Origin of the sequence: Telmatospirillum sp. J64-1 (assembly GCF_006980715.1) — a bacterium.
GTDB lineage: Bacteria > Pseudomonadota > Alphaproteobacteria > Rhodospirillales > Magnetospirillaceae > Oleiliquidispirillum > Oleiliquidispirillum nitrogeniifigens.
On the sequence record NZ_SBHN01000020.1, the window covers coordinates 45,779 to 59,138 of the forward strand.

At 63.9% G+C, this 13,360-nt stretch carries 13 protein-coding genes; 8 read left to right on the plus strand and 5 right to left on the minus strand.

Annotated features, from left to right (window positions below):
- Positions 1-11: 11 nt before the first annotated feature.
- The 3 genes from EPD66_RS17675 to EPD66_RS17685 are packed head-to-tail and all read left to right on the plus strand — an operon-like array spanning position 12 to position 5,128.
- A complete protein-coding gene (locus EPD66_RS17675) occupies positions 12-2,108 on the plus strand; it encodes an exonuclease domain-containing protein (protein WP_142849836.1) in 2,097 nt (698 codons plus the stop codon).
- Between the two features lie 4 nt (positions 2,109-2,112).
- The gene (locus EPD66_RS17680) at positions 2,113-2,403 is read left to right on the plus strand and encodes a hypothetical protein (protein WP_221931019.1); all 291 of its coding nucleotides are present in this window, start codon (positions 2,113-2,115) and stop codon (positions 2,401-2,403) included.
- The gene (locus EPD66_RS17685) at positions 2,393-5,128 is read left to right on the plus strand and encodes a sensor histidine kinase (RefSeq protein WP_142849837.1); all 2,736 of its coding nucleotides are present in this window, start codon (positions 2,393-2,395) and stop codon (positions 5,126-5,128) included. Before EPD66_RS17680 ends, EPD66_RS17685 begins: the two co-directional genes overlap by 11 nt.
- Before the next feature lie 122 nt (positions 5,129-5,250).
- On the opposite strand, the gene EPD66_RS17690 is transcribed toward EPD66_RS17685, so the two are convergent.
- Genes EPD66_RS17690 through EPD66_RS17700 form a run of 3 tightly spaced genes read right to left on the minus strand, consistent with a single transcriptional unit; the run spans position 5,251 to position 6,719 of the window.
- The gene (locus EPD66_RS17690; RefSeq protein ID WP_255448557.1) at positions 5,251-5,724 is read right to left on the minus strand and encodes a thioesterase family protein; all 474 of its coding nucleotides are present in this window, start codon (positions 5,722-5,724) and stop codon (positions 5,251-5,253) included.
- A complete protein-coding gene (locus tag EPD66_RS17695) occupies positions 5,709-6,506 on the minus strand; it encodes a 3-hydroxybutyrate dehydrogenase (protein WP_142849838.1) in 798 nt (265 codons plus the stop codon). Before EPD66_RS17695 ends, EPD66_RS17690 begins: the two co-directional genes overlap by 16 nt.
- A 24-nt stretch (positions 6,507-6,530) precedes the next feature.
- Complete coding sequence (locus EPD66_RS17700; protein ID WP_142849839.1) at positions 6,531-6,719, minus strand: DUF1192 domain-containing protein; 189 nt, start codon at positions 6,717-6,719, stop codon at positions 6,531-6,533.
- A gap of 83 nt (positions 6,720-6,802) precedes the next feature.
- On the opposite strand from EPD66_RS17700, the gene EPD66_RS17705 reads away from it, so the two are divergent.
- From EPD66_RS17705 to EPD66_RS24680, 4 genes are all read left to right on the plus strand, one after another.
- Positions 6,803-7,792, plus strand: a complete 990-nt coding sequence (locus EPD66_RS17705) for an NAD(P)H-quinone oxidoreductase (RefSeq protein ID WP_142849840.1) — start codon at positions 6,803-6,805, stop codon at positions 7,790-7,792.
- Between the two features lie 129 nt (positions 7,793-7,921).
- Positions 7,922-8,473 carry a DUF1013 domain-containing protein gene (locus EPD66_RS17710; protein WP_142849841.1) on the plus strand — a complete coding sequence of 184 codons (552 nt, stop codon included), beginning with the start codon at positions 7,922-7,924 and terminating at the stop codon, positions 8,471-8,473.
- 133 nt (positions 8,474-8,606) lie between these two features.
- Positions 8,607-8,882, plus strand: coding sequence for a PepSY domain-containing protein (locus EPD66_RS24135; protein ID WP_185961481.1), 276 nt, complete (start codon positions 8,607-8,609; stop codon positions 8,880-8,882).
- A gap of 432 nt (positions 8,883-9,314) precedes the next feature.
- Positions 9,315-9,455, plus strand: coding sequence for a TMEM165/GDT1 family protein (locus EPD66_RS24680; protein WP_255448558.1), 141 nt, complete (start codon positions 9,315-9,317; stop codon positions 9,453-9,455).
- A 393-nt stretch (positions 9,456-9,848) separates the two neighbouring features.
- On the opposite strand, the gene EPD66_RS17725 is transcribed toward EPD66_RS24680, so the two are convergent.
- Positions 9,849-11,765, minus strand: a complete 1,917-nt coding sequence (locus EPD66_RS17725; RefSeq protein WP_142849843.1) for a propionyl-CoA synthetase — start codon at positions 11,763-11,765, stop codon at positions 9,849-9,851.
- A 386-nt stretch (positions 11,766-12,151) separates the two neighbouring features.
- Positions 12,152-12,322 (minus strand): YdcH family protein, encoded by a 171-nt coding sequence (locus EPD66_RS17730; RefSeq protein WP_142849844.1) that lies wholly within the window; start codon positions 12,320-12,322, stop codon positions 12,152-12,154.
- Positions 12,323-12,454: 132 nt separating this feature from the next.
- Between EPD66_RS17730 and EPD66_RS17735 the strand changes: the two genes are divergently transcribed.
- Complete coding sequence (locus EPD66_RS17735) at positions 12,455-13,066, plus strand: UbiX family flavin prenyltransferase (RefSeq protein ID WP_142849845.1); 612 nt, start codon at positions 12,455-12,457, stop codon at positions 13,064-13,066.
- Positions 13,067-13,360 lie beyond the last annotated feature (294 nt).

The window sequence follows — 13,360 nt, forward strand, 5'->3', positions numbered from 1 at the left end:
GAGGTTCGCGGATGCGCAGACAGAGCCTCGGCCTGCTCTTCACCGCCATGGCGGCCCTGGCCTTCGCCGCCCCGACCGCTCTGCCCGGCCTGATCGCCGATTCCGGCCCCGGTGAAGCCTTGGCGCGGGGGGCCGGAATCGGCTTCCTGCTGATGCTGGGCGTGATCGGCCTGTGGCTGGCGGTGGACCGGGGCATCCTGCGCCCGGCCAAGAGGCTGGAACTGGGCCTGCGCAGCACCATCGAAAGCCGCATGGTCCATCGTCCCCCCGTCCTGCCCGGCGGCGCCCTCAAGGGCCTTTCCGATTCCGTGGGCGCCCTGGTCGAGGCCCTGCACCAGTCGCGCGACGAGACGCTCCAGGCCATCGACAACGCCACCGCCCGGACGGAGGAACAGAAAAGCTGGCTGGAAGCCATCCTGCTGGACCTCAGCGAGGGCGTGCTGGTCTGCGGCATCAATCACCAGATCCTGCTCTACAACCAAGCCGCCGCGCGCATGCTGGGGCCGACCCTGTCGGTGGGGCTGGGCCGGCCGCTGTTCCGCCTGCTGACCCGCCAGCCGGTGCTGCACAGCCTGGAACGCCTGGACTGGCGCCGCCGCGAAAGCGATGCCACCACCCCCGAGGAACTCAGCACCACCTTCGTCTGCGCCACCGTCGATTCCCGCATCATGCTGCAAGGCCGCATGGCCCTGATTCTGGACCGCGACCGCCAGGTCACCGCCTATGTCATCACACTGGTGGATATCTCGGTCCAGGTGGCCTCGCTCGCCAAGAGCGATGCAGTGCGCCGAGCGCTGACCCGCGACCTGCGCAGCCCCGTCGCCAATCTGCGCGCCGCCGCCGAGACAGTGGCCCTCTATCCGCAGATGGAGACCGCCGAGCGCGAGAAATTCGAGCAGGCGATCCTCAAGGAAGCGACCGCCTTGAGCGAGCGCATCGAGATGCTGGCGGCGCAATATCGCGGCCATGGCGTCGGGCGCTGGCCGATGACCGACATCTATTCCATGGACCTGATCAACTGCCTGACCCGCCGCCTGGACGAGGAGACGGAGCTGCGCCTGACCATGGTGGGGATGCCGCTCTGGCTGCAGGGCGACAGCCTGTCGCTGATGATGGCGCTGGAACGGCTGCTGCGCGAGGTTTCGGACTTCGCCAGGACCAGGGACTTCGATGTCGAATTGCTGCTGGGCGACCGCCGCGTCTATCTGGACATCACTTGGCAGGGCAAACCGGTCCCGTCGCAGAAGCTGGAAACCTGGCTGGACGAACCCCTGGACGGGCCCCTGGGCAGCCAGACCCTGCGCGACGTCCTGGATCGCCACGGCAGCGAGTTGTGGAGCCAGCCGGACAAGCGGCCGGGATATTCCTCCCTGCGCGTGCCCCTGCTCGCCCCCCATCGCCCGCAATTCCAGGAACCCGTCACCACCCTGCCGCCGCGACCGGAATTCTATGATTTCGGCCTGATGAGCGAGCATGTCCCCGATGCTAGGCTGGCCGACCGGCGGCTCGACGACCTGACCTTCGTGGTCTTCGATACCGAAACCACCGGCCTGCGCCCCACCGAAGGCGACGAGATGATCTCGATCGGCGGCGTGCGGGTGGTGCGCCAGCGCGTCCTGACCGGCGAGACCTTCCTGCGCCTGATCAATCCCGGCCGCAGCATTCCCCCGGATTCCATCCGCTTCCACGGTATCACCGAGGACATGGTCCGCGACAAGCCGCCGATCCAGGTGGTGCTGCCCCAGTTCAAGGATTTCGTCGGCGAGGACGCCATCCTGGTCGCGCATAACGCCGCCTACGACCTGAAATTCGTGCGCCTGAAGGAAGAGGCCGCCGGGGTGACCTTCCGCAATGCGGTGGTGGACACGCTGCTGCTTTCGGCCCTGGTGGACCCGGATGCCGACGACCATTCCCTGGACGCGCTGGCCGAACGCACCGGCGTCACCATCACCGACCGCCATACCGCCCTGGGCGATGCCATGGCGACGGCGCAGATCCTGGTGCGGCTGATCGATCGCTTGCAGGCGCGCGGCCTTGTCACCCTGGGGCAGGTGATGAAGGCGGCGAACATGACCGCCCAGCTCCGCCAGCGCGAACGGCGGCTCTGATCCCATGGCCCGCGCCCCCCATCGCAGCCCGGCCAGCCTGCGCATGGCGCGGCCCAGCGGCATCCGCGAAAGGCTGGTGGCGGCCTTCATGATGGGGCTGGCCCTGTTCAACCCGCCGCTTCTGGCGGTGTTCAACGCTCCCACCATGCTGTGGGGCATCCCGCTGCTGTTCGTCTATGTCTTCCTGGCCTGGCTGGGCCTGATCCTGGCCCTGGCCCTGATCATCGAGCGGTCGGCCGAGACCGAGGGCGACAACCGCGCCGCCACAGAGGGGGAAGGCGGCGATGCTCCATAGCTCGACCATCATCGTCGTCTCCTTCGCCTATCTGTGCCTGCTCTTCGCCATCGCCTATTGGGGCGACAAGCGCGCCGACCAGGGGCGCAGCATCATCGCCAACCCCTATACCTACGCCCTGTCCATCGCCGTCTATTGCACCTCCTGGACCTTCTACGGTTCGGTCGGGCGGGCGGCGGAGGGGGGCATCCATTTCCTGCCGATCTATCTCGGCCCGACGCTGATGGCGGCGCTGTGGTGGCTGGTGCTGCGCAAAATGGTGCGGATCTCCAAGGTCAACCGCATCACCTCGATCGCCGACTTCATCTCCTCGCGCTACGGCAAGAGCCAGCTTCTGGGCGGGCTGGTCACGATCATCGCGGTGATCGGGATCATGCCCTATATCTCGCTGCAGCTGAAAGCCGTCTCCAGCACCTTCACCGTGCTGCTGAACTATCCCGACCAGGCCGCCACCCGGGATGTGGCGCAATTGCCGCTGCTATGGGATACCGGCTTCTATGTCGCCCTGGTCCTGGCGCTGTTCTCGATCCTGTTCGGCACCCGTCATATCGACGCCTCGGAACATCACGAAGGCATGGTGGCCGCCATCGCCTTCGAATCGGTGGTCAAGCTGATCGCCTTCCTGGCCGTCGGCTTCGCCGTCACCTTCCTGATGTTCGACGGCTTCGGCGACATCTTCACCCGCGCCGCCGAAAACCCCGACCTCGCCCGCCTGTTCCATGTCGGCGATATCGGCCATTACGGCGACTGGATCGCCCTGACCCTGCTGTCGATGGTGGTGATCATCTGCCTGCCCCGCCAGTTCCAGGTCGCCGTGGTCGAGAATGTCGACGAACGCCATGTGCGCAAGGCCGTCTGGCTGTTCCCCCTTTATCTGTTCCTGATCAACCTCTTCGTGCTGCCCATCACCTTCGCCGGGCTGCTGCTCTTCCCCCCCGGACAGGTCAATCCCGACAACTTCGTGCTGGCCCTGCCCATCGCCCACCAGATGGAAGGCATTGCCCTGTTCGCCTTCATCGGCGGGTTGTCGGCGGCAACAGGCATGGTCATCGTCGAGACCATCGCGCTCGCCACCATGGTGTGCAACGACCTGGTGATGCCGGTGCTGCTGCGCCTGCGCTGGCTGAAGCTTCAGGAACGCAAGGATATCAGCGGCCTGCTGCTGACCATCCGCCGCTGGACCATCGTCATCGTCCTGTTCCTCAGCTATCTCTATGTGCGGCTGATCGGCGGCTCCTTCACCCTGGTCACCATCGGCCTGGTGTCCTTCTGCGCCGCCGCCCAATTCGCCCCGGCGCTGATCGGCGGCATCTTCTGGAAGGGAGCGACGCAGAAAGGCGCCGTCGCCGGGCTGGTCGCCGGTTTCCTCATCTGGCTCTATACCCTGCTGCTGCCCAGCTTCGCCCGCTCCGGCTGGCTGCCTGAAACCTTCATCACCGACGGCCTGTTCGGCATGGCGCTGCTGCGCCCCTATGAATTGCTGGGCCTGACGGGGCTGGACCCGGTGACCCATTCGCTGGTCTGGTCGATGATGGCGAATATCGGCTGCTATGTGATGGTTTCGCTGCTGACCCAGCAGAATGCCATGGAACGCATCCAGGCCACGCTGTTCGTGGATGTCTTCCGCCCCTCGGGCGAGCATGGCAGTTCCCGATTCTGGCGCGGCACCGCCACCGTGGCCGATCTCTACGCCCTGGTCCTGCGCTTCCTGGGCCGCGAGCGCACGGAACGCGCCTTCCGCCTCTATGCCGCCGAACACAAGATCGACTTCGCCAAGGTCACCCAGGCCGATCCCGATCTGGTCAATTTCTCGGAACGCCTGCTGGCCGGCACCATCGGTGCGGCGTCGGCCCGCGTCATGGTCGCCAGCGTCGCCAAGGGCGAGATCGTCGGTTTGCACGAGGTCATGGAGATCCTCGACGAGGCCAGCCATGTCATCGCCTACAGCCAGAAGCTGGAGCAGAAATCGGCGGAACTGGAGGCCGCCACCGCCGAATTGCGCGCCGCCAATGAAAGGCTGAAGGAACTGGACCGCCTGAAGGACGATTTCATCTCGACGGTCACCCATGAATTGCGCACGCCGCTGACCTCGATCCGCTCCTTCTCGGAAATCCTGCACGACAATCCCGATCTGGACGCCGGACAGCGCCAGGAATTCCTGCTGATCGTCATCCGCGAAAGCGAGCGCCTGTCGCGCCTGATCAACCAGGTCCTGGACCTGGCCAAGATCGAGGCGGGCAACATGCAATGGACCTTCACCATGATCGATCCGCGCGAAGTGGTCCACGACGCCGCCAATGCCACGCGCCAGCTTTTCAAGGACAAGCGCATCGTCCTGGAGGAAAAGCTGCCGCCGGACATGCCCATGGCCTGGGCCGACCGCGACCGGGTGATGCAGGTCATCATCAACCTGCTGTCCAATGCCGTGAAATTTTGCGCCGAAGGGGAAGGCCTGGTGCAGGTGAAGCTGGAGGCCGGGAATGACGGCTACGAGATCTGCGTCATCGACAACGGCCCCGGCATCCCGCCGGAGGCCCAGCCGACCATCTTCGAGAAGTTCCAGCAGGTAGGCGACACATTGACGGCCAAGCCCGAAGGCACCGGCCTGGGGCTGGCGATCTGCCGCTCCATCGTCCACCGCCTGGGCGGCGACATCTGGGTCCGCAGCGCCCCGGGCGAAGGCGCCGCCTTCTGCTTCTTCCTGCCTTATCGGTCGCCGGAGTGATGCTTGGGCTTTTGGCCCGCTCCACCCTTCGAGACGCCGCTCACGCGGCTCCTCAGGGTGAGGCTAATGCAACACTTGAACCCTCATCCTGAGGAGGCCCGCAGGGCCGTCTCGAAGGATACTCAGCGCTCTACCCCGGCAAACCGCGCGAAAGTCGCCCGCACCTCGTCCGGGATCGGAACCGGGCGTTGGGTTTCGCGGTCCACGAAGACATGGACCCAATGGCCATCGGCGGCGGCTTCCTCCTCGCCCTTGGCGAACAGGGCCAGGCCGTAGCGCACGGACGAGGTTCCCATATGCTCGACGCGGAAGGCGCCCTCCACCGCCTGGGGCCAGCTCAAGGCCTTACGGAAGCGGCAGGTGCTTTCGGCGGCGAAGGGCACGGTATCGCCCTTGAACAGGTCGACGCGCATTTCCCGCAGGAAGAAATCCACCACCACCGCCTCGAAGAAGCGGTAATAAGTGACGTTGTTGAGATGGCCGAACATGTCGTTGTCGGACCAGCGCGTCTGAAGCTCGGTGAAGAAGCGGAAATCGCCCCGGCGTGCCGGGGCGATGCGCGAAGAGGGCTTCTCGGCCGTCATTGCGCGGTCCATCCGCCATCCACCGGCATCGAGGCGCCGGTGATGTTGCCCGCCGCCGGACCGCAGAGGAAGACGGTCAGCTCGCCCAGTTCGTCGACAGTGGTGAAGCGCTTGCTCGGCTGCTTCTCCGACAGCAAGTGCCGGCTGGCCTCCTCGACCGACAGGTTTTCGGCCTCGGCGCGGGCATGGATCTGCTTTTCCACCAGCGCGGTCAGCACCCAGCCGGGGCAGATGGCGTTGCAGGTGACGCCGGTTTCGGCATTTTCCAGCGCCACCACCTTGGTCAGGCCGACAACGCCATGCTTGGCCGCCACATAGGCTGACTTGCAGGCCGAAGCGACCAGCCCATGGGCCGAGGCGATGTTGACGATGCGGCCATAGCCCGAGGCCTTCATGCCCGGCAGGGCGGCGCGGATGGTGTGGAAGGCCGAGGACAGGTTGATGGCGATCACCGCATCCCAGCGCTCCGGCGGAAAATCCTCGACCGGGGCGACATGCTGGATGCCGGCATTGTTGACCAGGATATCCACGCCGCCCCAGCTATTCTCGGCATCGCGGATCAGGGCCTCGCATTCCTTGGCACGGGACAGGTCCGCTGCGTTATAGGCGATCTCCGTGCCGTATTCCTCCTCCAGGGCGCGGCGCAAAGTCTCGATGGCCTCGGGCTCGCCGAAACCGTTGAGCATGACCTTGCAGCCCTGGGCGGCCAGGGCGCGGGCGATGCCGAGACCGATGCCGCTGGTCGAACCGGTGACCACGGCGCGCTTCCCCTTCAGCGTGAACGTTTCCTGCACTTTCTTGTCTCCTGGACTTTGGTCTTAATCTTTGCGGAACAGTTCCTCTGCCCCGGTCCGATGATTGCGCTTGGCCGCGATGGCGCGGCGGATACGGGTGATTTCCCCTTCCAAGGCTACGATATGTGCCTCCAGTTCGGCGATAGACAGAGAGTCCAGATTGCCGAGCGGCTGTGCGGGCTGCTTGCGGGGTTCCAGGTCTTCCGGGTCCATGTGGTCCTCCTCGCCTCTTGTCTCACCGGCGTCCTGGTTTCAGACTGGCCTTCTCTGTTTCCATCGTCAATCGGGAGCCGCGCATGACCGAGGCCATGAGTTGTATCGAAATCACCCAACCCGGCGCGCCCGACGTGCTGGTGCCCGCGAAACGGCCCGTGCCCGTGGCGGCGGCGGGCGAGGTGCTGATCCAGGTGGCCGCGGCCGGGGTCAACCGCCCCGACGTGATCCAGCGCCAGGGGTCCTATCCGCCGCCGCCCGGCGCCTCCGACATTCCCGGCCTGGAAGTGGCCGGCACCATCGTCGCCCTGGGCGACGGCGTGACCGAATGGAAGGTCGGGGACGAGGTCTGCGCCCTGGTCACCGGCGGGGGCTATGCCGAATACTGCACCGCCGCCGCCTCCTGCTGCATGCCGATTCCGGAAGGATTCGACATGGAGAAGGCCGCCGCCCTGCCCGAAACCTACTTCACCGTCTGGCACAACGTCTTCCAGCGCGCCCGGCTGAAGGAAGGGGAAAGCCTGCTGATCCATGGCGGCTCGTCGGGCATCGGCACCACCGCCATCCAACTCGCCAAGGCCTTCGGCGCCACCGTCTACGCCACCGCCGGCAGCCCCGAGAAATGCGAGGCCTGCGAGAAGCTGGGCGCCGACCAGGCCATCAATTATCGCCTTGAGGATTACGTCGAAGTCATCCAGGCCGTCACCGACGGGCGCGGTGTCGATGTCATTCTGGATATGGTCGGGGGCGATTACATTCCCCGCAACATCAAATGCCTGGCCATGGATGGCCGTTTGGTCAGCATCGCCTTCTTGAAAGGATCGAAGGCCGAAATCAATCTCATGCCGGTGATGCTCAAGCGCCTGACCCTGACCGGTTCGACCCTGCGTCCGCAATCGGTCGCGGCCAAGGCCGCCATCGCCGCCGAGTTGCGCCAGAAGGTCTGGCCGCTGCTCGATGCGGGCGATGTGGCGCCGATCATCTATGCCACTTTTCCCCTGGACCAGGCGGCCGAAGCGCACCGGTTGATGGAGAGCAGCGACCATATTGGAAAAATAGTCCTGACGGTGTAGGTGGCGGGATTTGACCCTTTCCCGGAGAGGACCTATAAGGGAACCTATTCCACTTTACCCCGACGCCGTTTCATCGGCGCGACCGTCGCCGGTCGCGGGGGATCAGACCAAAAACAAGGAGGACCTCCTATGGCCTTGCCGCTCATGCCCAAGGCGACAGCCGTCTGGCTCGTTGAGAATACGACTCTGACCTTCGAGCAGATCGCCGATTTCTGCGGCATGCATTCGCTTGAGGTTCAGGCGATCGCCGACGGCGAAGTGGCGACCGGCATCGTGGGCCTGGATCCCGTCGCCAGCGGCCAGCTGACCCAGGAGGAGATCGCCCGCTGCGAAAAGGACGAGAATGCCCGTCTGCGCCTGATCGCTTCGGAAATCTCGCAGCCCAAGAGCAAGGGCGCGCGCTATACGCCGGTGTCCAAGCGCCAGGACCGGCCCGATGCCATCGCCTGGCTGCTGAAGCACCATCCGGAACTGACGGATGCCCAGATCTGCAAGCTGATCGGCACCACCAAGCCGACCATCCTGGCCGTGCGGGACCGTACCCACTGGAATGCCGCCAATATCAAGCCGCGCAATCCGGTGACCCTGGGGCTGTGCACCGAAGCCGACCTGGAGAAGCAGGTCGTCCTCGCCCATGGCCGCCCCGGCGCCGCCCCGAGGGGCGAAAGCCCGGTCGAGTAAACGGGTCGCAAGGACCTGTCTTTTTTCATGCCCGCCGGCAACGGCGGGCTTTTTTTCTGCGCCGTCGCCGCCCGTTCCGGGAACAAGCGTCTGTCGCAGGAGTTTTTTCAACAGCAAGATAACGGAGGTTTCCATGATCCTTTCGATCCGATCCCGCCCGATCCTGGCCGCGGGCGCGCTTGCCTTCACCCTGGCGGCGTCCCCTGCCCTGGCCGACGATCCACCGCCGGCCAATGCCCAGCCGCTGTCCCAGATCATCCAGACGCTGGAGCAGCAGATCGACGTGGCCTATTTCGAGGAGATCGAATGGAACGACGGCCGCTGGGAAGTCGAATATATCGGCGATGACGGCCGCAAGCGGGAAGTCCATGTCGACCCCACCACCGCCCAGATCACCGAGCGGAACTGACCCCTTCCCCGGCGGGACCTGAGAGAAATTTCGGCAGGTCCCGCCCGGCGTTGTCTCCCCCATTAGTGATATCCACGATTCCTGTGGATAAGTTTGTTGAAAAGCTGGGGGAGAGCATGTGGGTTCCAAGGCAACATGCGGAGTCTTATCGACCTGCCCAAGAAAGCGGCAACTGCTTCAGTTTCTTTTGAAATCAATGACTTAAATAAATACAGATAAAAAACTTCGGCTTTCGTCATAAAACCCTCTTGACGAATTCCCTAGTTTCCGCCTCGCCCCTCACCCTGTGCAAAACTTGCTTTTTTTGGCCATTCCTCCTCTTGCTAAAGGAGGAAAGCTTGGTTATGGTCCGGCCCGTTTATGGGCAGCCTCCTCCTCCCCGAGCGTTTTCCCGACGCCCCTGCCGCCCTCTTTTTCCGCCCGGATTTCCCGTTGGAAGCCTTCTTCGTTTCCACCCTGGTCGTCGCCATTGCCGAAATCGGCGACAAGACGCAGATCGCCACCGTCGCCCTGGCGGCCCAGTTCAACGACATGCTGCTGGTACGCTGGGCACGACCCTGGGCATGCTGCTGACCAACGTGCCGGCCGTCCTGCTGGGCGGCATCGCCATCGCCGACGGCCTGGGGCTGCTGCGGGGATAAAAGACGGGCCAGAGGCCCGAAACCATCTTCTTAGTGCCTTTGTGTCTTGGTGGCCTCCAGCGGCAGGGAGAAACCACCAAGGCACCAAGGGCGTTAGGCTCCTATACCTCGCCGCCCCCTCCCCATGCTTCGAGACGCCGCCAAGGCGGCTCCTCAGCATGAGGGAAATTCCACAAATAAATCAACATGTTGGGCCTCATGTTGAAGAGGCCCGCAGGGCCGTCTCGAAGCATGGAGCTTTGCAGATTGTGAGCCACGGCAAGCGATTATAGAAAAACGGCGGCTCCCCTCCGAGCCGCCGTTCCGCCCTTTCCTTCAGCCTCTTTTAAACCGGGCTGTTTTCCCTGGCCTTGGCATAGCCGATCTGGCTCAGGGCCTCTTCGATCTCCGGCAGGATGGTGGGATCGTCGATGGTGGCGGGCATCTTGAAGTCTTGGTGATCGGCGATCTTCTGCATGGTGCCGCGCAGGATCTTGCCCGAGCGGGTCTTGGGCAGGCGGTTGACCACCGTGCAGGTCTTGAAGGCGGCCACCGGCCCGATGCGTTCACGCACCAGCTGGACGGCTTCCTTGACCACCTGGTCATGGGGTTTGTCCACACCGGCCTTCAGCACCAGGAAGCCCAGCGGCAGCTGTCCCTTCAATTGGTCGGCAACGCCGATGACGGCGCATTCGGCGACGTCCGGATGGCTGGCCAGCACCTCTTCCATAGCCCCGGTCGACAGGCGGTGGCCGGCGACATTGATGATGTCGTCGGTGCGCGCCATGACATAGACATAGCCGTCCTCGTCGAGATAGCCGGCATCGCCCGTCTTGTAATAACCGGGGAATTCGGCGAGGTAGCTGTCGAGGAAGCGCTGGTCGGCATTCCACAGGGTCGCCAGCGTACCGGGAGGCAGCGGCAGCTTGACCACCAGGCTGCCCACCTGACCCGGCTTGGCCGGTTGATGGGCGTCGTCCAGCACCTGGACGTCCCAGCCCGGCACCACCTTGGTCGGCGAACCATGCTTGACTGGGAAGGGATGCAGGCCCATGCAATTGGCGGCGATGGCCCATCCGGTCTCGGTCTGCCACCAATGGTCGATCACCGGCACCTTCAGATGCTGTTCGGCCCAGGCCAGGGTATCGGGGTCGGAGCGTTCACCGGCCAGGAACAATTGCTCGAAGCTGGACAGGTCGTAGCGGGCCAGCATCTCGGCCTTGGGGTCCTCGCGCTTGATGGCGCGGAAGGCCGTCGGCGCGGTGAACAGCGTGCGCACGCGATGCTGCGCGATCACCCGCCAGAAGGCACCGGCATCGGGCGTGCCGACCGGCTTGCCCTCATAGACCACGGTTGTGCAGCCGTGCAGCAGCGGCGCGTAGACGATATAGGAATGGCCGACCACCCAGCCCACATCGGACGCCGCCCAGTACACCTCGCCGGGCTTGACGTTGTAGATGTGCTTCATCGTCCATTTCAGCGCCACCATATGGCCGCCATTGTCGCGCACCACGCCCTTGGGCTGGCCCGTCGTGCCCGAGGTATAGAGGATGTAGAGCGGATCGGTGGCGGCGACGGGAACGCAGGCATGCGGCGGCGCCTTGGCGGCCTCGGTCTTCCAATCCAGGTCGCGGCCCGGCTGCAATTCCGCCAGGGCCTGGGGACGCTGATAGATGATGCAGCGCTCGGGCTTGTGGCTCGACAGACGGATCGCCTCGTCCAGCAGCGGCTTGTAGGCGATGACCTTGCTGCCCTCGATGCCGCAGGAGGCCGAGACCACCACCTTGGGCTTGGCATCGGCGATGCGGGTCGCCAATTCGTTGGCGGCGAAGCCGCCGAACACCACCGAATGCACCGCGCCCAGGCGGGCGCTGGCCAGCATCGCAACCAGCGCCTCGGGAACCATCGGCATGTAGATGATGACGCGGTCGCCCTTGGCTACCCCTTGGGCCGCCAGCAGCCCGGCGAAGCGCGCCACCTGGTCGCGCAACTCGGCATAGCTGATGCGGCGGATGATACCGGTGACCGGACTGTCGTAGATGATGGCCGCCTGATCGCCCCGGCCTTCCTCGACATGGCGGTCCACCGCGTTGTAGCAGGTATTGACCATCCCGCCCGTGAACCAGCGATAAAAGGGCTTGTTGCTGTCATCCAGCACCTTGCTCCAGGGCTTTTCCCAGACAAGATCCTGGGCCGCTTCCCCCCAAAAGCCCTCGGGATCCTTGAGGGACCTCTCATACGCCAGATCGTAAGCGTTACTCATCCCGGGTTTCCCCTTCTTCAAGTGGTCAATCCCCAGACAGGAATCACCCTATCCGTTATGGGGTCGGAGTGTGCGACAGAACAGACTCCCTTGCCAAGTCATAAATGTACGTAAAAGGATAGGAATTTAGTAGAAACATGACGCGCAATGGCGGCAAGCGGAAATTTTCCGTCCACAAAGCATCGCCGCCGCCTCTCGTCCCTTTCCTGCCGCGAGCCTTCCCGTCCGGGAAGCGGGCATGAAAAAACCGGCCCTGCGGCCGGTGGGAATGCTGCTGTTCTTTTGTCCGGGCTTGCCACCACGCAGGCAGGCGACTAAAGCCGTAGGCGGGCCGGCTCCTCGGCCGGGCTTATCCGAGCAACCGGGCCGCCTTGGTCAGCGAACGGCTAGTGCGTCATGCTACTCTGCGTGATTTCGTCTTTGATCTTGAGCTTCTTGCGCTTCAGGTCCGCGAGAAGGGTTTCATTGGGATATGGTCGCTTCCCTTCCCTTCGAATGGCATCTTCAAGAGCGGCGTGCTTAGCTTTAAGGGACTCGATACGATCCGCAAGGCTCATTACAACCCTCCATCAGCATGGGGACGCCCGTATGGAAAAGGATATGCCTCGTCACGCCGTCCTGTCAGTAGGAAAATTACCTTCGACGGGCGGAAAAATGAGGGAGTATTACTTAATTAGAGGAAGCGCCATATGAGCAACCGTCCGCGCCTGATCGTCGGCATCAGCGGCGCCTCCGGCGTGATCTACGGCATCCGCATGCTGGAGACCCTGCGCCGCCTGGACGTGGAAACCCACCTGGTCATGAGCCGTTCGGCCGAGGTCACCCTGGCCTGCGAGACCGACATGAAGGTCGCCGAGGTCAAGGCCCTGGCCGATGTCTGCCACAATGCCGAAGACATCGCCGCCGGTCCTTCTTCCGGATCGTTCCGCAGCCTCGGCATGGTGGTCGCCCCCTGTTCGGTGCGCAGCATGTCGGAAATCGCCACGGGCGTGACCTCCAGCCTGCTCACCCGCGCCGCCGACGTCACCCTGAAGGAACGCCGCCGCCTGGTGCTGATGGTACGCGAGACGCCGCTTCATACCGGCCATCTGCGGACCATGCTGACCCTGTCGGAAATGGGCGCGGTTATCGCGCCGCCGGTACCTGCCTTTTATTCCTGTCCCGCAAGCCTGGATGAAATGGTCAACCATTCCATCGGCCGCGTCCTCGACCTGTTCGGCCTGGACGTGGGTACGCTGAAACGCTGGGGCGAACCCACTCAGGAAGGGGGCAAGCCCCGGCGGCGGGGCGCTTCATCCTAGGCAGGGGCCGCATCAAAAGAGGTAAGGCCACCCATTGTGAGCAGAAGAACGAGACAGGAAAATCAAAGTTCCCGTCGAATTAAGTCAGGAAAAACTACTACGAAAGAAGCGTTACTACCTGAGTTATATCCACTTGGTCGTAGCCTTTTCCTGGTCGTTTACTATTGACCACAGCCCGGAAAGACAGGATGCTCGCGACGCCTACTCCACGGGAGAGACCCACGCCGTGGTCCGGGCACACGCCATTCCCCTTTGCACCGCCTATCGAGAGCCTTACGGCCGGTGCGGATTTGA